Here is a 20842-nt window from a genome sequence, read left to right as displayed (position 1 = left end):
CCTACGCCGGCCCCGGCGAGCCGTCGCCGAAGCCGTCGTCGTCGAATCCATCCTCGGCGTCGCCGAAGTCATCATCGTCGTCGAACCCATCCCCGGCGTCGTCGTCGAGGCCGCCGGATTCGTCCTCGGGACTCGCGCCGCCGGAGCCGCCTTCGTCGTCCGGCCGCCGGTCCGCGACGAGGTCGTAGTTCGGCAGGAGGTCGCCGAGGACGAGCAGCGCGTGGTACCGGTGGTAGGACTCGACCGGCACGAGGACGACCGCCCAGACCGCGAACAGCACGGCGAGGTAGACGGCACCGACCACGACGAACGCGGCGACCCCGAGCAGGCCCGGTGCAGCCGGGAGTGCGGCCAGCACACCGAACACGACCAGTCCGGCCGGCACGAGCAGGACGAGCGCAGTCACGCCGAGCACCACCGTGGCGGCGGTCCCGGTCACGAGCCGGATGACGTAGTTGATGACGGCGAAGCCGATGTACTCGGCGGTCTCCTCGGTGATGGAGGGCCAGAGGGTCCGCCAGCCGTCGAGGACGCCGCAGTCGTCCGCGAGCATCACCGGCACGACGAAGACGCTCGTGAACCCGTTGATGATGCCGACGACGAACGCGAGGACGAGGACGAGCGGGATGGCGGCCAGCAGCAGGATGAGGCCGAGCTCGAACCCGCCGCCGAGCAGGACGGGGAAGAGGAACGCGACGATCACGCCGAGGACGACCAGCAGCATCGGCAGCGTCATCGCGAGGCGGAAACCGAACAGGCGGAGCCCGCGCCGCCAGTACTCGCCGAAGTGGCGTCTGATCCGTACCTCGCCGGAGACGAGCGCCTCGACGAAGACGAACTCCATGACCGCGCCGACGATGCCGAGCACGATGAAGAACCCGACGGCGAGTGCGACGAGCACGCCGACGACGAGCAGCAGCTGGCCGTCGTCCACGATGCCGCCGGCGTCGACGGTGCCGGACGGCTGGGCGAAGTTGAACGCATAGGACGGGAAGCCCGCGCCGCCGCCGATGAACAGCGTGAGGAGCGCGAGCTTGAGCCAGAGCCACAGGTCGAAGGGGAACAGCAACCCCCTCGTCACGTCGATCGCGTCGTCGAGTTCGTCTACTGCGTGGAGGGACATGCTCCATCGATTCGCCGGCACCACCATAGATGTACCGGAGAACCGACAGGATTCCGCGTGTCGACCCGGAACACGTTTCCGCCGACCGACCGTGGTCACGACCACTCGATGGCAGACGTACGACGGATACCGGTGTCCGGTGGATCGGACGGCAGCGCAGAGGGCGGCAACAGCGCGTACCTGCTCCCGGATAGGGGCGTCCTGATCGATCCAGGGCCACCGAGCGAGTCGGCGTGGGACCGACTCACCGACGGCATCGCGGCGGCCGGGGTCGCGCTCGACGACATCGAACACGTCCTGGTCACCCACTGGCACGCCGACCACACCGGAAACGCGGCGAGGCTCCGCGAGGTCGCCGACGCGACCCTCGCGATGCACGAGCGCGACGCGCCGCTCGTCGGAGACTACGCCGCCGAGCGCGAGCGTCGACTGGAGCGCGATGCGGCGAAGCTCGACCGCTGGGGGGTTCCCCCGGAACGGGTCGCGACGCTGGTCGAGTTCGACAGCCCGTCGCCGGTGCCCGACACGGTTCCGGTGCGCGAACTCGCCGATGGCGAGACGGTCGCGGGCGTGGAGGTGCGCCACACCCCGGGACACACCGCCGGCCACGCCGCCTTCCTCGTCGACGCCGTGGGCTTCGTCGGTGACGCCGTCCTGCGGACCTGCACCCCGAACGTCGGCGGCGGCGACACCCGACAGGACGACCCGCTGACGGCCTACCGGCGGACCCTCTCGCGACTCGACGACCGTGTCGACGAAGCGCGGCCGGGCCACGGCGAGTCGTTCCCGCTCGCGCCACGCGTCGCGGAACTGCGCGCACACCACCGCGAGCGGTCGGGTCGCGCGCTGGCCGCGCTCGGGACCGTCGAGCCGGCCACGCCGTGGGCGCTCGCCGAGGAGCTGTTCGGCGAGATGGACGGCTACCACGTGAAGTTCGGAGCCGGCGAGGCGTTCGCCCACCTCGAACACCTCCAAAGCGCCGGGCTGGTAACCCGGGTCGACGACGACCCGTTGGTGTACGAGACCGCCGCGCACGTGACCGAGGCGACCGCACACGAGAGGGGTACGGCGGCCTGGGATTCCGAAACGCAGAAGTGACGGCTCGTCGAAACGTCTGGTGATGCCCGCCCTGCTCGAACGCCTCCTCGGAGACGACACGCCCGACGAACAGGTCGACCTCGAATCACGCCAGAGCGACGCCGACGAAGCCCTCCGCGAGGCCGTCGACGCCGGCGGCTACGACGTGGAAGACTGCGGCGTCACCGGCGTCGCGGTCGTGAACGAGGGCCCCGACGGCGAGCCCGTCGTCGTTCCCATCGCCCGCTTCTCCCTCGGCGAGCACGTCGAGGACCCGGATATGGACCGCGTCTGGGACCTCGTCGGCGAGGCTGCCGAGGCGCTCCATACCCCCTTCGACGGCGTCTTCGTCCGCCACTACGACGTCCAGTTCACCTTCGATGGGGACGAACTGTTCGAGGCCGAGGAGTGCCGCCGCGTCGCGCTCACCGACGAGCTCGTCGACCGGTTCGCGACGGACCCCGGCTTCGGGCTCGCCGACCTCCGAGACAGCGTCGAGGCCATGGACGACATCGACGACGACATCGCGCCCGTCGCCTGGGGCGAGTGCAAGGACTACAGCCACACCGCCGACGCTGCCATCGTCACCGCGGGCGCGGCCGCGGCGGCCGGTGCCAGCGCCAGCGCGGCTTCCTGTGCCGGCGCGGGCGCGGCCGGCGGTGGCGGCGGCGCGTGCTGACCGCGACGACCCGGACGTCGACACGTCGGCTTCCGCGACCCGAACCACGAAGGGACCGGCCAGCGTGGAACCGGTATGCCAGCAGCAGTCGTCACCGGTTCGTCCCGTGGCCTCGGCCGTGCAATCGCGCTCCGCTTCGCCAGCGACGGCTACGACGTCGCGGTGAACTACCACTCCAGCGAGGACGCCGCCAACGAGGTGGCTGACCGCGTCCGGGAACACGGGCAGGACGCCGTCGTCGTCGGCGCGGACGTCTCGGAGCCAGATGCGGCCGAACGGCTCGTCGAGACCGCGGCCGACGCGTTCGGCGGCGTCGACCACGTCGTCAACAACGCCGGCATCGACCAGCACGTCTACACCGAATCGCTCTCGCCCGCCGACTTCGACCGCATCATGGACGTGAACGTCAACTCCGCGTTCAACGTCACGAAGGCCGCCCTGTCGTCTCTGGAGACGTCCGACGACGACCCCTCCGTGACGAACGTCTCCTCCATCCTCGCCCACACCGGCGCGCCCATCGAGTGCCACTACGCAGCGTCGAAGGGTGCGCTCATCTCGTTGACGCGGAGTCACGCCGGCGACTTCGCGCCCGACATCCGGGTCAACGCCATCGCGCCCGGCCACATCGAGACGGACATGACCGCCGACCGCTCCCCGGAGGAGAAGGCCGAGGAGATGGCCGGGATTCCCGTCGGCCACTTCGGGCAGCCCGAGGACATCGCGGAGGCGGCGGCGTACCTTCGTGATGCGACGTTCGTGACCGGGGAGACGCTGAACGTGAACGGTGGCGAACGGATGGGCTGAAGTTTCGTGGAGTGCGGAGGTCTGGGTGTCGGGTCGTGGGAATTGCTGGGGACAGCATCGGCCCGAAAGCCCCGAGGCGCTCGGCTCCCGTGGCTCGTTGTGCTCCTCGTGCCTGCGGTGTTCACGTCGCCAGGGTTCGCCGACCGCCTCGCCCCTTTCAGTCCCACCATCGGACCTGCGGTCCGACGAGCCCCCGTTCGCTCGCAGGCTCGCTCACGGGGACCCCGCGCGCCACAGCAACCGGCTGTGAAAATCCAGTCCGTCTACCGGTTCCGGTACGCGCGCAGCCCGGCCTCCAGCCGGTCGAAGCCCTCGTGGAGGCGTTCCTCGGAGTTGGCGAAGGAGAGCCGCAGGTGTCCCTCGCCGGTGTCGCCGAAGCCGCTGCCGGGCGCGAGGACGACGCCGTGCTCGCGCAGGAGGAACTTCGCCAGGTCGAGGTCGTCCTCGACGCCGGGGTCGAGGAAGGCGTAGAACGCGCCCTCGGGCCGGGGGGCGGTGAGCCCGTCGATGGCGTCGATGCGGTCGACGACGAGGTCGCGACGCGACTCGAACGCGTCGTACATCTCCTCGACGGGGTCCTGCGGACCGGTGAGGGCGGCGATGGCGGCGTGCTGGGCGATGGTCGAGGCGCAGGCCGTCGTGGACTCGTGGACCTTCACTATCTCGTCGATGATGTGCGAATCGCCGGCGAGCCAGCCGAGCCGCCAGCCCGTCATCGCGTAGGTCTTCGAGCAGGAGCCGACGGTGAGGACGTGGTCCGGGTGGCCGGTGTGGGCCGCGATGCCCGTCGGGTCGCCGTCGTAGGTCAGCCCGAGGTACACCTCGTCGGCGACGACGTAGGCGTCGTGTTCGGCGGCGGCCTCGACGACGGCGCGGCACTCGGCGGGATCGAACACGCGCCCGGTCGGGTTCGACGGCGTGGTCAGGACGACCGCGGCGGTCTCCTCGGTCATCGCGTCGATGACCCGGTCGGCGTCGAGCGCGTAGCCATCCTCTGCGGCCATCGGCACCTCCACGAACTCGCCGTCGGCGAGGGTGGCCTGTGTCTCGTAGTTCGGCCAGGTGGGGCCCGGGACGACGAGCTCCTCGCCCGGGCCGACGGTGGCGAGGACGGCGAGGAGGAGCGCCTCCATGCCGCCGACGGTGACACAGACCTCCCCGGGGTCGTGGTCGACGTCGTAGCGCTCGCGCATCGTATCGGCGATAGCGCGCCGGCACTCGGGGAGGCCGGCGTTGGCGGTGTAGTGGGACTGCCCGGCGCGTGCGGCCTCGGCGGCCGCGTCGATGACGTGCGCCGGCGTGTCGAAGTCTGGTTCACCGACCTCCAGCCTGACGAGGTCGCCGTCGTGTCGCTCTGCGAGGTCGAACATCACCCTGATGCTCGACCGCTCGACCGCCTGCACGCGCTCGGTTGGGCCTGCCATACCACGGGATTTGCGGGCGTCGGGAAAAGCGATTGGGAGCCGGTGGTCTGGACGGTGGGCTCAGAGTGATTCGAGCAGGGCGGGTGCGTCGGGGTCGTGGCCGGTCACCACTGTCGCGTCGTGCCGGCGGCGCAGGTCGGCGAGCCGGTCCAGGCTGTCGAACCAGTCCCGCTTGCTCCACAGCAGCGAGCCGTCCATCGGGCGTCGGTCGTCGACGTTCCCGTCCACGAACCCCACGTCTCCCGCCAGGATCACGGTGTCCGACTCGCGGTAGAGCACCGTCCCGACGAGTCCGGGGGAGTGCCCCGGCAGGTGGACGAGTTCGACGTCGCGGAAGGGCGCGGAGCGCTCGCCGGTGACGAGCCGCCAGTTCAGGTCGTGGTCGAGGTCGCCGGCGAGATACGCGGCGTCGCCCGCATCGGTCCTCGCGCTGACGCACGCGAACTCGAACTCCTCGCGGTGGACGTAGACCGGAACGTCGGTGCCCGCGAACGCTCCCAGGCCGCCGGCGTGGTCGAGGTGGAGGTGGCTCTGGACGACGGCGTCGACGTCGACGAGGTCGTAGCCCGCCGCGTCGAGGTCCTCGTCGAGCGGCCGGCAGCCCTCGTGGGTGAACGCGTCGTACATCGCTGCCGGCCAGTGACCGTCGGCGGCGTCGGGGTGCGAGCCCGTGTCCCAGAGGACGGTCGCGTCCGGGTGCTCGACGACGACGTTGTAGACGGGACACGCGACGCGCTCGTGGGTCGGGTCCGGCGTCGACGCCGTCCCGAGTCCAACGTCCTCGAACAGGTAGCCCTCGTCGACGACGAGCCGGCCCCGCCGGACCGGGGTGAGCGAGATGTCGGCCATAGCCTCACTCGGTGTGCCAGTGTCCTCAAAGCTCGGGACGACGGGCGTCGCCCGCGACTGTCCCCGGCCGGCGTCGTGTCGTTCCGGCACCGATTTTTACCCCCGCATCCTCGGTCGAGACATGTTGGACGGATTCGACCACGCGGCGGGGGCACACTGCGGCTCCACGTCGCTGACGGACGTGGCGACGTACCGGCGGTGGGGGCTCACCGAGCCGATGTGCTTCGGTATCGGCGCGGGACTCGGCTTCAGCTTCATCGAGTCCGAGGAGGGACCGTCGAAGCAGTTCGTCGGGCGCACGCCGTGGCTGGAGACGACGTTCTTCGAGCACCTGGACGTCACCGTCGAACGGGAGTCGGACCAGTCCTTCGAAGCGGCGTGGGACGACGTGACCGCACACCTCGACGCCGGCCGGCCGGTCCTGCTGTTCGTCGACATCTTCTACCTCCCCTACTACGACTCCGACGTCCACTTCAGTCCGCACGTCGTCGTCGCCGTCGACTACGACGAGGCGTCGGTGACGCTCGCCGACAGCGAGCACGACGACCTCAAGCGGCTCTCGCTCGAGAACCTGCGTGCTGCGATGGGCTCCGAACACGGCTTCTTCGGCGAGCTGACGAACGACTGGCTGGTCGCGATGGACGACCCCTCGCGGTCGGTCGCGGACGCGGCCCGGGACGGTCTCCGGACGACAGCACGGGCGATGCTGGACCCCGGTTCGATGACCTGGAAGGGCGACGCGACGAACGGGCTCGAGGGGATGCGTGTGTTCGGCCGCTCGCTCCCCGACTGGCCCGACCTGCCGGACGCGGAGTGGTGCACCCGTTTCGCGTACCAGAACGTCGAGAAGCGCGGGACCGGCGGGAGCGCGTTCCGCGGTCTCTTCGCGCCCTTCATCGACGAGATCCAGCCCGAACTCGACGCGGTGGACGACGAGGTCGTCGCCGAGGTCCACGGTATCGACGACGACTGGGGAACCGTCGCCGGGCACCTGAAGCAGGCCGGCCTCGCGGACGACCCCGCGGAGAGCCAGCAGGCATACGACGACGCGAGCGAGGCGGTGCTCGCGGTCACGGACCGCGAGGAAGCACTGTACGAACGCCTGCTGGACAGGCTCTAGCTCGCCTCGCGCTGGGCCTCGACGGTCTCCTGGAGGTCGTGTACGCGCTCCTTGACGGCGGTGATGATGTCGCCCACGTCGGCTCCACCCTCGTCGCGCTCCTCGTCAGGATGGCCGAAGTAGTACGGCTTCGCGGGCGCTAGCTCCTCGACGAGCTTGAAGTTCACCACCGCCCCGACGATGATCGCGGGGAACAGCAGCCAGCTCGGCAAGAGCACGACGAGTATCACCGTCAGCGGGGCGTAGGCGAAGTACGCCAGGAGTTTGAACTCCGGTCTGTTGACGACGATGTTCTCCGCGTAGGCCCAGACACCGAACAGGCCGAGGAGCAGCCCCAGATCCAGATAGAGCCCGGTCCAGATGGAGGACTCCCCGGAGACGAGCACGTGGACGAACACCGCCATCGAACCGGTGAACGGCGTCACACGGTTGACGTAGGTCTTCTCGATGGCGATGCCCCCTAGCAGCAACAGGAGCTGTGCGAGGGGGGCACCGAGCCACCAGGGGAGGTTCTCGGCGACGACGAGTGGTATCAGTTCGCCCACGTGGAACTCGTCCGTAACTGGGCCGCACCCGGTATCAAGATTTCTGCCGGAGAAAGACGTTTCAGCCATCCTCGATTTGTATTTCAGAGAACTGGGATTTGGTGAATATTTGGCCTTGGTTAAAAATATCCTATAACATACAATTATATATGTGTTTGTAGTAGAAGGTGTTCGAGCAAGGGGTGTACGTGACCGTCCGCGCGGACACCCACGAGGAGCTTGAGGATGAGGGCGCGACTCGGAAGATGCCCTCGAAGCTCCGACCGCACGGAGCTCCCCGGTGCTGGTACGTCCGCGGTCGAGCGCGAGGCCGAGGAGCTCGGCGAGAGACTGGCCGAGCGCGCCGACGAACGGGCCCCGGCGTCGGAGTCCGCGTTCGAGTTCGGCGGTGCCGCCCCGGAGCGCTAGGTCCCGTCTACCGCGATTCACCTCGGTCTGTTCCACCGTCTGCTCGCCCGACACACGTCGTTCGACGCGTCGCCCGTCGACAGCACGCCGCGGCTCGTTCGATGGCCGGCAGTGTGACAGGTCGGGCTGTCTGACCGATGCGGCAGATAACGGCCGGTTCGTGTCGGTAGCGTCGCTATAACGGGGTTACCTATGTGAATAGATAACAGTATGCTTTATAACCCCTGGGTCGTTACGACAGGACAACATGAAGCGACGGCACCTGCTGGGAGCCTGCGCTGGCGCGACGTCCCTTCTCGGAGGGTGTGTCAGCAGGGTTCAGGTGCCGACTGACGGCGACCCGGGCAGGCGGCAGGGCGACCCGGTCAACCGTGGTGACCTCGTTCGACCGCAGGACAGCTCCCTCCGGCGCGTGGAGGACCTGCCGCTGGTCTCACTGAAACGCGCCCCGGTACCGACCGAGGGGGAGCTTCCCCCGGCGGAGTCACCGTCGAACGGCGGCGAGCTCACCGTGACGGACGAGTACTGGCGGAACCGGACCCACGTGAAGTCCTACAGCATCGACGGGCTGACGGTCGAGGTGTACCCCGACCAGCCCGTCGGCAACTCCGACGTCGGGAAGCTGTACGTCGCGCTGATGGAGTACCCGCGCCAGCAGGTCATCGCCGAGGCGACCAGCGAGCGTTTCCAGCGCTCGCAGCGACGACAGTCCATCACGGTCGACTTCGACCTGTCGACCGCGCCGCGGAACGAGCGGCTGCAGTACGTCGTCTTCCTGCTGCCGGGCGACGCGGACATCGACGAGGTCGGGCCCGACAGGACGGAGTTCGTGATGGAGACGGACCCGTTCGTCGTCTACTCCGGCGAGGAGCGGATCCGACGGGCACCGAGCCAGGAGGAACCGGAGGAGTCGAACGGCAGTCGCTACGGCCGGACGCCCATCGAGGGGGCGTACCTGCTGACACTCGACGGTCGGACGGCGGGCCGTGACTGGCAGGTGAGCATGCTCGTGTTCAAGTCGGCGCACGAGCAGGCGTGGCGTCGGTCGCGTGGCCGCGCCAGGGCGGAGTACGTCACGGTCGAACTCGTCAACGGGACGGCGAACGAACTCGCGAAGCTCCTGATCGAGGAGGCCGAGTCCAACGGCGCGACGACCGAGCACGCGAAGGTGGAGTTCGCGGTGGACTTCGTCCAGTCGCTCCCGTACGCGCTGGACAGCGTGACCGCCGGCTTCGACGACTACACGAAGTTCATGCTGGAGAGCCTGGTGGACGGCCAGAACGACTGCGAGGACACCGCGATCCTGCTCGCGGCCGTGCTCGAGGCACCGGCGTTCAACAAGGACGCCGTGCTCATCCAGCCGCCCGGGCACATGGGTGTCGGCATCTGGGGGCCCGACATCGAGGGGTTCAGGTACCACCACGAGGGGCGGACCTACGCCTACATCGAGACGACGAACCCCGGCTGGAGCATCGGCGACATCCCCGAGGCGTACCAGGGCGAGCGCGCCGAGATCCACCAGGTGTAGCCGACCCCCACGGAAAGATACAGGTAGCCCGGGTGAAAGTATCCGCGCAGGACGGGTATGAGCGAGACGAAAGAGATCGTACTGGGAGAGACGGTTGACGGGACGGCCGTGGAGGTACCCGTCGTGGAACTGCTGACCGGCCGTGGCTTCGTGACGGGCAAGTCCGGGTCGGGGAAGTCGAACTCGGCGAGCGTCATCGCCGAGGAGCTGCTCGAGGCGGGCTTCCCGCTGCTCATCGTCGACACGGACGGCGAGTACTACGGGCTGAAGGAGGAGTACGAGCTGCTGCACGCGGGTGCGGACGAGGAGTGCGACATCCAGATCGCGCCCGAGCACGCCGAGCGGATGGCGAACCTCGCACTGGAGGAGAACGTCCCCATCATCCTCGACGTGTCGGGCTATCTCGACGAGGGGCAGGCGAACGAGCTCATCCTCGAGACCGCGAAGCACCTGTTCGCCAAGGAGAAGAAGCTGAAGAAGCCGTTCCTGCTCGTCGTCGAGGAGGTCCACGAGTACATCCCCGAGGGCGGTGGGATGGACGAGACGGGGAAGATGCTCATCAAGATCGGCAAGCGCGGGCGCAAGCACGGGCTGGGCATCGTCGGCATCAGCCAGCGCCCGGCCGACGTGAAGAAGGACTTCATCACGCAGGCGAACTGGCTGGTCTGGCACCGGCTCACCTGGGAGAACGACACGAACGTTGTCGGACGCATCCTGGGCAGCGAGTACGAGGCGCGCGTCACCGACCTCGACGCGGGACAGGCGTTCATGATGTCCGACTGGGCCGAACAGGAGGTCGAGACGGTGCAGTTCCGGCGCAAGCGCACGTTCGACGCCGGCGCGACGCCGGGACTCGACGACTTCGAGCGGCCCGAGCTGAAGTCGGTCAGCGACTCCCTGGTCGACGACCTGGAGGAGATCAGCGAGGAGAAGTCCCGGCGCGAGAGCCGCATCCTCGAGCTGGAGGCCGAGGTCGAGAAGAAGGAACAGCGCATCGAGACGCTGGAGGAGGAGCTCGAACGCGCGAAGGACATCTCGAACGCCGCCAAGCAGATGGCCGACGCGATGGCGGGCAACACCGGCATCGAGACGCCCGGCGAGCAGTCGACGCTCCCGACCGGCGATGCGGCGACCGACGACGTGTCCGAGGCGGACGACGAGGACCAGACCAACGCCGAGATCGAGGCCGAGCGCAACGAGCTCCGCCGACGGGTGCGCGAGCTGGAGGGCGAGGTCGAGCGCCTGGAGAAACGCAACGAGAGCCTGCGCGAGGAGGCGGAGTCGCTGCGCGGGGGCGACGTGGACGCCGACATCGTCCGGGACCAGCGCGACCGCATCGCGTTCCTCGAGACGGCCGTCGAACAGCTCCAGCGTCGGCGGTCCGGTCGGAGCGACGAGGCGACGGCCGAGGCACAGCTCGACGCGACCGCCGACGTGACCGAGCTCGTCGAGACCGAGCCCGTCGTCGAGCGTGTCGAGCGGGCCATCCGGGAGGCGGACTGCAACGAGCGCTACACCTGGGAGGTCGTCACGGTGCTCGGCGAGAAGGCTCCGCTGACGGTGAGCGACCTCGCGACGTTCGTCGACACCGGCAGCGACCGCATCCAGAGCGCGCTCACCGAGCTACGGCGCGAGGGCGTCGTCGCCCGCGAGAAGTCGACCGGGGAGTACCGGCTCGACGAGTCCTCGATCCGGTCGGTCGTCGCCACGGCCCGTGAACGCGAGGCCGTCGCGTCACTGACGGGCCGCGAGGAGTCGTCGTAGGCACCGATCGGCGGGGTCAGTCCGACCGCTCGGCCGCCAGCGTGAGGAAGTTTTCGTACACACACGTCGCGTCGACGTTCCCGAACTGGTGGTCGCCGTCGTCCCAGTCGAAGTCGGCCACGAGGCGGTCGCGGTGCGCGGCGGTGAACTCGGGGTGGAACTGTACCGTCCACAGCGGCGCGTCGCGGTGCCTCGTGCCGAACACCTCGCAGTGCTCGGCGGAGACGGCAACGTCGAGCCCGTCGCCCGCCTCGGTCACGGCGTCGCCGTGGACGGCGGGGACGACCGGGTCGACGCCGTCGAACAGCGGGTCGTCGGCGAACTCGACGGCGACCAGTGTCGCCGTCGTCCCGACGTGTTCGACCGTGCCGCCGAGGGCGGCGTTGACGAGCTGGTGGCCGAAGCAGACCGCCAGCGTCGGTATCTCGCGGTCGACGAGCTCGTCGACGAGCGCCATCTCGTCGTCCATCCAGGGGTGGTCGTCGGCCTCGTACACGCCGGCTGTGCTCCCCGTGAGGACGACCGCGTCGACGCCGTCGAGCGACGGGCTGTCGCCGTCGGGGTACCGGACGACGACCGGCTCGTCGAACTGGGCGAGCAGCGCCTCCTCGTGGTACTCGGCGTCGGGGTCGACCTCGTTCCGGACGACGAGGACGGTGGTGCCGGACGGGCTCACGCGATCGTCCCCACGTCGTCGATGGGCATCACCGAGTAGTCGACCGAGAGGATGTCCTTCGTGGCCCGGATCTTGCCGACGAACGTCGAGATGTCGGTGAGGCTCCCCTCGAGGATGAACAGCTCCATGCAGTAGTGGTCGCCGACGTGGTTGTGGACGTTCGAGGCGACGAGGTCCTCGTACTCGTGCCGGAGGTTCATCATCCGGTGTTCGACCTTCGAGGACTCGTAGTCGAACAGCACGGTGACGACCCCGATGAGCTCCCTGTCCTCCAGTTTCTTGTCCTCGAACTCGCCGAGCAGGTTCCGCGAGGCCTCGCGGACGACCTCGCTCCGGCCCGTGTAGCCGTGTTCGTCCGCGAACTGGTCGATGCGTTCGAGCAACTCCTCCGGCATGGAGACGCTGACGACGGTCATGTATTAACACAACCGCCCAGATATATTAAGAAGTTCGTATCGCTACTGGCTGAGGCGACGTCAGTTGTTAGCCTCGAGGGCGTCCAGTCGGTCCCGGTACGTCGCCGCCGTCTCGTCCGCGCCGGTGCGCTCACAGACCTCGCTGAGCTCGTCGAGCGTCTCCCGCAGGTAGGGGGTCGCACCGATACGTTCGTACTGGTCGACGGCCGCCTCGTAGGCGTCGCGAGCCCGCTCGTGCTCGCCGGCGGCATCGAGCGCCCGTGCGTGCCAGCGTCTGGCCCGTGCCAGCCCAGGCGACCGGTCGAGCGACTCCAGGGTCTCGACGGCCTCGCCGAGCACCGTGCTGGCCTCGTCGGGGGCTCCATGGGCGAGTACGAGCAGGCCACGGTGTGCCCGTGCGAGTGCAGTATCCCGCCCGTCACCGACATCGGTCGCGAGTTCGTCGCAGGCGTCGAGCAACCGCTCCGACTCGCCGAGCTCGCCGCGTTCCCGCCGGGTCGCCGCCAGCCCACGCAGCGCGCGGCACTCGTGGTACCGGAGCTCCTCGTCGCGGGCGATCTCGAGCGCACGCTCTAGGTGCTCCGCGGACCCGTCGAACTCGCCACGCCAGCGGAGCGCGTTCCCGAGTGCCCTGTTCGCGTTCGATTCCTGCTTCGCGACGCCGAGGAGTCGCGCCTCCTCGACGGCACCACGGAGCCGGCCGACGGCCTCGTCGAGGTCGCCGCGATCCCTGGCCGCGACGCCGAGGTTGATGCTGGTGCTGATGGCCTTCCGACGGGCACCGATCTCGTGTCGGATGTGGTGGCTCGCCTCGAAGAACTCGACGGCCTTCTCGAGGTTCCCGCGCTCCCACTGGATGATCCCCAGATGGCTCAGGACCGACGACTCCGTCTCCTTCACCTGCACCTCGTCGTAGATCGCGAGCGCGTCCCGGAGTCGCCGCTCGGCCTCGTCGATGTCGCCCTGGTACCACGCGACCAGGCCGAGGCCGTTCAGTACGGACGCCTCTCCCTTCCGGTCGTCGACCTCCCGGACCAGCGCCAGCGACTGTTCGGCCAGCTCGCGGGAGCGGTCGAACTCCCCCTTGTGCTCGGCGATGATGCTCCGCAACTCCAGGCTCCGTGCACGCAGCAGCGTGCCCTTCCGCTCCGGTTCGAGCGCCGCCGCGATCTCGACGATGCGTTCGCACTCCTGGCGGCCCGCCTCGAACTCGCCGGCGTTGACGTGCATCTGTGCGCGCCCAACGAGGGCTCTGCGCCGACACAGCGTGGAGCAGGAGTCGGGCAGCGTCAGCTCGGTGTACTTCGGGTGCCCGTACAGCGAGGCGAGGCTGGGGGAGTCCCGGCCGAGGTCGTAGACGCGGTCGACGACCACGTCCCGCCAGTGGTCCGGGCTGTCGTCGAACGCGGCGACGGTCGGGGCGTCGCCCTGTCGGTAGCGGACGAGTTCCTCGCGCAGGTCGGGCTCGGTCACGAGTCGGAACAGCGGGTTGACGGACGCGGCGAAGACGCGATGTGCGCTGGCGTCCTCGCGCTCCTCGACCAGGTGCGTGAGGAACCGGTGCGACCACTCGTCGTGGACCACCTCCATCCCGTTCTCGTCGGGGAACAGCATCCGACCCTCGAGCACGTCCACCGCGGTCTCGACGGCGTGGCCGTCGGGGCCGTCGTCCACGAGGGCGAGCGCGTCGAGGAGGTCACGGTCCACCGGGAGTCCCGCGGCGTTGAGCACGTTCACGAGCGTCGCGACGACGAGCACGTCCCGGTCGTCGGCGACGGCGTCGTAGACGTCACGGACGTTGCGCGACAGCGGGCTCGCGGCCCGTCGGTCCCGTTCGAGGGAGATGTCCGCCGCGTGGCCGTAGCGGTGAGCCAGCGTCAGCAGTTCCCCGGCACCCTTGCTCCCCGCGGCTCGGGGCGTCCCCAGGGAGTCGTCGGCGCTGTCCTCGTCGGCGACGAACTCGTCGAACGGGGGGATCGGGCCGTCGACGATGGCCTCGACGTGGTGGTGGAGTCGCTCGCGCTCCTCGTCGTCCAGGCCGGGGACGGGAACGAACTCGACGCCGTCGCGCCGGAGGGACTCGCGGCGGGGGTCGAGCGGCTCCGGCGGCGATGCCCACTCGGACCGCCGGGAGTCGAACAGGAAGGCGACCTCGTCGGTGAGCTGCTCGACGGTCTCGAAGATGGCGTTGGCCGTCGGTCGGACGGCGTCCTCGACGACGACGAGCGGGGTTCCGGACGCCGTCTCGAGCGACGAGGCGAGCGTCAAGGGATCGTCGAGCACCGCGGCGCTGTCGCTCTCCCTGTAGCAGACCGGGCCGATGCCGCGGTCCCGCCAGCGACACGCGACGGCCTTGCAGACCGTGCTCTTGCCCGACCCCGGCGGGCCGACGAGCGCCAGGTTCCCGCCCGCCGCGAGCGCGTCGACGAGGTCGACCGAGACCTCCCGTCGCTGCCCATCGACGACGTGCTCGCGGTCGAGTGTCTGCCCGGCCGCGACGGCCGCGAGCGTCGGCGTCGTCCGGAGCATGGCCCCGGGCGACCACTCGCCGTCGTGGGCGAGCGTGCTCGCGTCCACGGGGACGAACCCCTGGCTACGGAGCACGTCCTGGGTCTCGTCGTGCCACGCCGGGGCTTCCGACCCGGCGGTCACGATGGGGCTGACGACCGCCGTCCGGTCGAACGACGGGACCCCGGTGGTGTCGAACACGGACGTGGCCCAGCTGCTCACCGCGTCGTTCGCCGGTACGTCGGCGACTGCGTGGATGGTGCCGGCCCCGTCGTAGATCGTCACGAGTACGCGTCGGTCGTCGGGGCCGTCGACGAGGAAGACCCCGAGACGCGCGGGCACGTCGTCGCTGGTCTCGACCCGACAGTGTTCGGTGCCGGTCTGTCCGAAGACCGTCGGCGCGACCGACCGCATCGTCGCGTGCACCGTCTCGTCGACGCCGAGTGCGACGGCTCCACGGTCGTCCGCGAGCGTCGCGAGTGCGCTGACGGTCCGGTCGTCGGTGACGGCGGGCCAGGCCCCGCGAACGGCGTTGGCGTCCTCGAACGCCGAGCGGAGCCGCCCCACGAGCTCGAACGGGTCGGCGTCGGCAACCGTCTCGACGGTCGCGTCGGCCAGCACCGCCGGGTCGAGGAGCGTGTCGCCCGGCAGTGGGGACAGCGCATCGGCGTGTGTCTGGACGGCGTCGAGGGCCGTGACCTGGTCGCGGTACTTCTGGAGGGCCAGCGAGCCCGTCGTCGTCCGGACGTAGCCGTCGTCCGCGCGCTCGACCCACCCCGCGTCCTCGAGCTCGCGGAGGGCCCGGTTGACCGTCGAGCGTGACACGTCCAGCTCGTCGCAGAGGTCCCTGACGTGCTGTCCGTCTCCACCGAGGTGGCCCAGTACCTGCCGCCGCCGGTCGAGGAGTTCGACCGCGGACGCGACGTCGTCGGGACTCATGTATCGTCAGCAGTGATTTGTCAGGGTCATTATTAAAACTCACGTCCTGAGACACTGTGTCGGTCGGTGAGTTGAGGATGGATGCATCCGTTGCCACGAGTGGGATCAGTGGGCCCTTCGGCCACGTCGACGTGATGGGGGATACGGAGGGTCGAGACGTTCGGCCCGAACCACGTCGGTGCCCGGGGGGACGCCGACGTGGCTGCGCCGCTGGTCCTGTCACGCCATCGGGTCCCTGCCCAGGTCCCCGGTGGTATGGCCGACGGCGCGGGTTCGTGCCTGCCCACACCCGTCGGCCGTGCGGTTTCGGACGCCACCGGCCCCTTGCCCAGGCCGCCGGTGGCAGCGACGACGGGCGGGGATCGTGCCCACCACCGCCCGTCCACCGAACCTTCCGTCCCCGCGACGATTCGGTCCGTCCAGTCAGGGGACTCGCAGGCCGTGAACGCGACGACCTGTACTACTGCCCGTAGGACTCGAACTTCTCCTCGACGACCGCGAGCTGCTCGTCGGAGAGCGCCCGTGGCTCGCCGTTCTCCTTCGCCTGCAGGTACACCTGCGAGAGGTTCTCGACGTGACCGGTGTTCTCGACGGCCTCCGGGAGGTCCTCGCCGGTGACGACGAGCCCGTGGTTCTCGACGAAGCAGGCCCGCGAGTCCGCCTCGTCCATCGCGTCGACGATGTTCCGGGCCAGTTCCTCGGTGCCGTACGGCGCGTACTCCGCGACCGGCACCTCGCGGCCGACCGCGACGATCATGTAGTGCACCGGGGGCAGCGGCTCGTGGAGCACCGACATCGTCGTCGACCACGTCGAGTGCGTGTGCACGACAGCGCCGGTGTCGAGGAACCGGTAGAGGTGCCGGTGCATCGGGACCTCGCTGGAGGGCTTCATCTCGCCCGCGAGCTGTTCGCCCGCGAGGTCGACGACGGGTACGTCCTCGGCGTCGAAGCCGTCGTAGGGCACACCGGTCGGCGTCACGGCGAAGGCGTCGCCCTCGCGCACGCTCAGGTTGCCGGTCCGGCCCGGCGTGAGGTCCGCGAGTTCGGGTGCCCAGTCGACGACCGCCTGGCGCTGCCGTTCGTAGCTCATGCGGCGACCACCTCAGCGACATCGGCGAACTCGTCGACGTGGTGGTCGGGCCGTCGCCGGCTCTCCAGTTCCGTCTCCTCGGAGTTGAACAGCACCGTCGTCAGCCCGACAGCGTTCCCGCCCTCGATGTCAGCCGTCACGGAGTCGCCGACCATCACGACCTCGCTCGGCCGCAGGTCGAGCTGCGAGAGCGGCAGCGTGAACATGATCGAGGCCGGCTTCTCCGAGCCGGCCTCCTCGCTGGTGACGACGAGGTCGATGCTCCCCTCGATGCCGAGGTGCTCGATCTTCTTCAGCTGGATACGGGTCGTGAGGTTGCTCACGATGGCGATGTCCAGCCCCGCCGCGGCGATGGCGTCGAACGTCTCGACGACGCCGTCGAACAGCGCCATCTCGTCGATGTACGCCTCCCAGTACGCCTCGCCGAGCTCCAGCGCGTGACGGGACTTGTGCGTGCCCGTGTGGATCTCGATGAGCCGCTTGAAGTAGAGGAACCGCTCGTGGGCCGACGCGGTGCCGGCGAGCTCGCGTTTCACCTCGCTCCGGGCCTCCTGGTAGCGGGCCTCGAACGCCTCCCGGTCGAGGTCGTAGCCGAGCTCGGTCGCACGATGCCAGGCCGCCCGCTTACCGGCCGCGTTGCAGGGCTGGTACGGGTACAGCGTGTTGTCGAGGTCGAAGAAGACCGCACTGTAGTCCATGGTACCCCGAACCGTGGGGTCGGTGGTACATTAGGGTGTCCCTCTTCACCCCGCGGGGCCGGCCACGGCGGCGTACAGCCAGAGCGCGTAGAAGAAGCCGTAGAAGCCGGAGACACCCGGGACCGCGGTCGCGAGCCGGACCGGGACCGCGACGAGCAGACCGACTGGCTGGGCGAGCGCGGGGAGGCTCCGCGCCGTCTCGACCAGCGACTCGGTGTCGGTGTGGCTGGGGAACGCGGTGAGTGCGAGGGTGCCACCGACCCAGACGAGCAGGGGCCACAGCGGCGTCCCGGCCAGCACGACCGCGCCGCCGAACGCGGCGAGCGCGAGCCCCGTGTTGACGACCAGTGGGGCGAGCGCGACGGCGGCGTCGGCGGGGAACGACTCGATGGGTTCGTGGTCGACGTACGCGTCGCTCGCCAGCGGGTTGAGGTACGCACTCCCGTGGACTGGCACCCCGAGCAGCCGGCATGCGAGCTCGTGTGCGAACTCGTGGGCGACGATGCCGGGTGCGAGGAGGGCAGTCACGACGAGGTTGGTTCCGGCGGCGACGTGGGACACGCTTCTCGCTCTGGCAGTGGGGCCGGCGGGCGAAAACGGTTGCCCTCGCCGACGCGCCGCCCCCGCCAGTCTCGCCGTAGTCCGGGGAGTTACGGTCGTCGCCGTGGACGGTCGACCATGGACCTCGACGTACATCTCGGGACGGACGGGCGCGACTGGGAACACACGGCCGACGGCACGCTCCGGGTCGCCATCGTCGGCCTGGGCTGGTGGTCACGCGAGCGTGTCCTGCCCGCGCTCGCCGACCTGGAGCACTGCCGCGCCACGGTCGGCGTCAGCAGCTCCGCGGCGAAGCGCGAGCACGTCGTCACCGACTGGGCGTCGGTCGAACACGGCATCTCCTACGACGAGTTCGCCGCGGGCGAGGCCGTCGACGCCTACGACGCGGTGTACGTCTGCACGCCGAACGCGCTCCACCTGCCACACGTCGAGACCGCCGCCGAGTTCGGGAAGGCGGTGCTCTGCGAGAAACCGATGGAAGGGTCCGTCGAGCGTGCGGAGCGCCTCGTCGCGGCCTGTGCGGACGCCGGCGTGCCGCTGATGGTCGGCTACCGGATGCAGACCGACCGGGCCTGCCGTGCAGTCCGGCGACTCGTGCGCGAGGGGGTCGTCGGCGACCCCGTGACGGTCCACGGCCACATGTCCCAGCCCATCGCGGAGATGTTCGACGACCCGTCGCACTGGCGGCTGGACCCGGAGCTCGCGGGCCCCGGCGCGTCGGTCACCGACCTCGGCGTCTACCCCATCAACACCACACGGTTCGTGCTCGATGCGGACCCGGTGGCGGTGAGTGCATCGACCTGGTCCGGCGGGAGCGAGTGGTTCGACCGCGTGCCCGACGAGCGCGCGAGCTTCCAGCTCGCGTTCCCCGACGGCGTCACCGCGCTCTGTTCCGTCTCGCAGAACGCGTACAAGACCGCCGAGTTCCGAATCGTGGGGACGGCGGGTGAGCTCCGGCTGCGACCTGGCTTCTTCGGTGACCGGGAGAACGAGCTACTCGTCTCGACGGCGACGGGCGAGACCAGGGTGACGTACGAGCCGGCCGACCAGATGCGCGAGATATTCTGCTTCTTCGCGGACCGTGTCCTCGGCGGGAAGGAGATCCCGGCCGACGGCGAGCACGGTCTCGTCGACATGCGGACGGTCGAGGCGGTCTACGCGGCGGCCGACGACGGGACACGCCACCAGCTCTGAGACGCGTCCCGCTCTCGAGGAGCACCGTACCTAACGTGTAGCGGTGTACGACGAAGTGGGGAGCGGTGGTACCGTACATCCGTGCCCCGAGTCACGTCCCCGGTGCGGGTTCACCGTCGGCCGCCGTCGGGTACTCCCTCGGTAGGTGCGCCACATCGGTCCGTCCACGTGTGTCCCCGAAACCGCGATACTGCGCCCGGGTAGCGACCAACAGTCTGTTTTCTACTATCGTAGTACTCTAGCAGAAACTATTAAGGTAGTATGCACCATAGGTGGACGTACACGAGCACCCGAGCCGCTCGATGGTTCACCCATGACCGGACCGAAACAGACGCTGAAGACGACCGAGAGTCGAGCGCCGTCGCGCGGAAGACGGCGTACCAGAGCGGACGAGCAGCGCGAGGCCGCCGAGGACACCCGGGAGGAGCTCGAGGTCTGTCCCGAGTGCGGTGCCGACGCCATCACCGACGACGAACACGGTGAGACGGTCTGTGCCGGCTGTGGCATGGTCCTCGAGGAGGACCTCGTCGACCACGGCCCCGAGTGGCGCGCGTTCGACAGCCGGGAGAAGAACGAGAAGTCCCGCGTCGGCGCACCGACGACGCAGATGCTCCACGACAAGGGGCTCTCGTCGGTCATCGACTGGCAGAACAAGGACGCCTACGGCTCCGCCCTCTCCTCGCGCAAGCGCCAGAAGATGCAGCGCCTGCGCACCTGGGACGAGCGCTTCCGTGCACAGAGCGCCCGCGACCGCAACCTCAAGCAGGCCCTCGGCGAGATCACGCGGATGGCCAGCGCGCTCGACCTCCCGGACAACGTCCAGGAGACCGCGTCGGTCATCTACCGCCGCGCGCTGGAGGACGACCTCCTGCCGGGACGGTCCATCGAGGCGATGGCGACGGCGTCGCTGTACGCCGCCGCGCGGCAGGCGAACGTCCCGCGGAGCCTCGACGAGTTCGCGCCGGTCAGCCGCGTCGGCCGCCGGGAGTTCGCCCGCGCGTACCGCTACATCGTCAAGGAGCTCGACCTCGCGCTCGAGCCCGCCGACCCGCTGGACTACCTCCCGCGGTTCTGCTCCGAGCTCGCGGTCCCCAACGAGCTCAAACACCGCGCCGAGGAGCTGCTGGAGGCCGGCAAGCGCCAGAGCGTCCACAGCGGCAAGTCGCCCGTCGGGCTCGCCGCGGCGGCCATCTACGCCGCCTCGCTGCTGACCGACGAGAAGCTCACCCAGCGCGAGATCGGCGAGGCCGCCGACGTGAGCGAGGTGACCATCCGGAACCGCTACAAGGAGCTGCTCCAGGCCGACGAGGAGTTCCAGCAGACGCCCCAGGCGACGGCCTGATGACCTCGTTCGGGCCCGTGCGCTCCGGGGTGCTGGTCAGCCACCGGAGCCAGTGCGAACGACTAAACGACTACCGGCCAAACCAGAGCCAACGACC

General features: G+C 69.4%; 19 protein-coding genes. 9 read left to right on the top strand and 10 right to left on the bottom strand.

The features are described from left to right. Position 1: 1 nt before the first annotated feature. A complete protein-coding gene (locus NO345_RS17165) occupies positions 2 to 1123 on the bottom strand; it encodes a DUF7544 domain-containing protein (RefSeq protein WP_256301276.1) in 1122 nt (373 codons plus the stop codon). A 108-nt stretch (positions 1124 to 1231) separates the two neighbouring features. On the opposite strand from NO345_RS17165, the gene NO345_RS17160 reads away from it, so the two are divergent. From NO345_RS17160 to NO345_RS17150, 3 genes are all read left to right on the top strand, one after another. After that, complete coding sequence (locus NO345_RS17160) at positions 1232 to 2221, top strand: MBL fold metallo-hydrolase (RefSeq protein WP_256301274.1); 990 nt, start codon at positions 1232 to 1234, stop codon at positions 2219 to 2221. Between the two features lie 22 nt (positions 2222 to 2243). Beyond that, positions 2244 to 2879, top strand: a complete 636-nt coding sequence (locus tag NO345_RS17155; protein ID WP_256301272.1) for a hypothetical protein — start codon at positions 2244 to 2246, stop codon at positions 2877 to 2879. A gap of 75 nt (positions 2880 to 2954) precedes the next feature. Next, positions 2955 to 3683, top strand: a complete 729-nt coding sequence (locus tag NO345_RS17150) for a 3-oxoacyl-ACP reductase family protein (protein ID WP_256301270.1) — start codon at positions 2955 to 2957, stop codon at positions 3681 to 3683. A gap of 263 nt (positions 3684 to 3946) precedes the next feature. On the opposite strand, the gene NO345_RS17145 is transcribed toward NO345_RS17150, so the two are convergent. Beyond that, positions 3947 to 5107, bottom strand: a complete 1161-nt coding sequence (locus NO345_RS17145; RefSeq protein ID WP_256301268.1) for a pyridoxal phosphate-dependent aminotransferase — start codon at positions 5105 to 5107, stop codon at positions 3947 to 3949. A 60-nt stretch (positions 5108 to 5167) separates the two neighbouring features. Continuing rightward, positions 5168 to 5956 carry an N-acyl homoserine lactonase family protein gene (locus NO345_RS17140; protein ID WP_256301266.1) on the bottom strand — a complete coding sequence of 263 codons (789 nt, stop codon included), beginning with the start codon at positions 5954 to 5956 and terminating at the stop codon, positions 5168 to 5170. Between the two features lie 121 nt (positions 5957 to 6077). Between NO345_RS17140 and NO345_RS17135 the strand changes: the two genes are divergently transcribed. Beyond that, positions 6078 to 7076, top strand: a complete 999-nt coding sequence (locus NO345_RS17135) for a BtrH N-terminal domain-containing protein (RefSeq protein ID WP_256301265.1) — start codon at positions 6078 to 6080, stop codon at positions 7074 to 7076. Here the strand turns inward: NO345_RS17135 and NO345_RS17130 are convergent. Next, entirely contained in the window at positions 7073 to 7621 is a 549-nt protein-coding gene (locus NO345_RS17130; RefSeq protein WP_256301263.1) for a hypothetical protein, read from the bottom strand. The two genes, NO345_RS17135 and NO345_RS17130, sit on opposite strands and share 4 nt — an antisense overlap. 225 nt (positions 7622 to 7846) lie before the next feature. Between NO345_RS17130 and NO345_RS17125 the strand changes: the two genes are divergently transcribed. From NO345_RS17125 to NO345_RS17115, 3 genes are all read left to right on the top strand, one after another. Next, positions 7847 to 8029, top strand: coding sequence for a hypothetical protein (locus tag NO345_RS17125; protein WP_256301261.1), 183 nt, complete (start codon positions 7847 to 7849; stop codon positions 8027 to 8029). Between the two features lie 322 nt (positions 8030 to 8351). After that, entirely contained in the window at positions 8352 to 9557 is a 1206-nt protein-coding gene (locus NO345_RS17120) for a hypothetical protein (protein WP_256301259.1), read from the top strand. Between the two features lie 57 nt (positions 9558 to 9614). Further along, positions 9615 to 11321 (top strand): helicase HerA domain-containing protein, encoded by a 1707-nt coding sequence (locus NO345_RS17115; protein WP_256301257.1) that lies wholly within the window; start codon positions 9615 to 9617, stop codon positions 11319 to 11321. Between the two features lie 16 nt (positions 11322 to 11337). Here NO345_RS17115 and NO345_RS17110 read toward each other — a convergent pair whose 3' ends face one another. The 6 genes from NO345_RS17110 to NO345_RS17085 all read right to left on the bottom strand — a co-directional run bounded on the left by NO345_RS17110 (position 11338) and on the right by NO345_RS17085 (position 18209). Next, positions 11338 to 11997: a type 1 glutamine amidotransferase gene (locus tag NO345_RS17110; protein ID WP_256301255.1), complete on the bottom strand. Its 660-nt coding sequence runs from the start codon at positions 11995 to 11997 to the stop codon at positions 11338 to 11340. Continuing rightward, positions 11994 to 12413 carry a CopG family ribbon-helix-helix protein gene (locus NO345_RS17105; RefSeq protein ID WP_256301254.1) on the bottom strand — a complete coding sequence of 140 codons (420 nt, stop codon included), beginning with the start codon at positions 12411 to 12413 and terminating at the stop codon, positions 11994 to 11996. Before NO345_RS17105 ends, NO345_RS17110 begins: the two co-directional genes overlap by 4 nt. 60 nt (positions 12414 to 12473) lie before the next feature. Further along, on the bottom strand, positions 12474 to 15860 hold the full coding sequence (locus tag NO345_RS17100; RefSeq protein WP_256301253.1) for a tetratricopeptide repeat protein: 3387 nt from the start codon (positions 15858 to 15860) through the stop codon (positions 12474 to 12476). A gap of 460 nt (positions 15861 to 16320) precedes the next feature. Continuing rightward, a complete protein-coding gene (locus NO345_RS17095; RefSeq protein ID WP_256301252.1) occupies positions 16321 to 16950 on the bottom strand; it encodes a ribulose-1-phosphate aldolase in 630 nt (209 codons plus the stop codon). After that, positions 16947 to 17648 carry a ribulose-1,5-bisphosphate 5-phosphatase gene (locus NO345_RS17090; protein WP_256301250.1) on the bottom strand — a complete coding sequence of 234 codons (702 nt, stop codon included), beginning with the start codon at positions 17646 to 17648 and terminating at the stop codon, positions 16947 to 16949. Before NO345_RS17090 ends, NO345_RS17095 begins: the two co-directional genes overlap by 4 nt. 45 nt (positions 17649 to 17693) lie before the next feature. Beyond that, positions 17694 to 18209, bottom strand: a complete 516-nt coding sequence (locus tag NO345_RS17085) for a hypothetical protein (protein ID WP_256301248.1) — start codon at positions 18207 to 18209, stop codon at positions 17694 to 17696. A 117-nt stretch (positions 18210 to 18326) separates the two neighbouring features. Between NO345_RS17085 and gfo6 the strand changes: the two genes are divergently transcribed. Then, entirely contained in the window at positions 18327 to 19403 is a 1077-nt protein-coding gene (gfo6, locus tag NO345_RS17080) for a D-xylose 1-dehydrogenase Gfo6 (protein WP_256301247.1), read from the top strand. 313 nt (positions 19404 to 19716) lie between these two features. Continuing rightward, a complete protein-coding gene (locus tag NO345_RS17075) occupies positions 19717 to 20745 on the top strand; it encodes a transcription initiation factor IIB (RefSeq protein WP_256301245.1) in 1029 nt (342 codons plus the stop codon). The last annotated feature ends 97 nt before the right edge of the window (positions 20746 to 20842 follow it).

Source organism: Haloarchaeobius salinus (genome assembly GCF_024464185.1).
In the GTDB taxonomy this organism is placed as follows: domain Archaea; phylum Halobacteriota; class Halobacteria; order Halobacteriales; family Natrialbaceae; genus Haloarchaeobius; species Haloarchaeobius salinus.
This window is presented reverse-complemented; position numbering and strand designations above follow the sequence as displayed.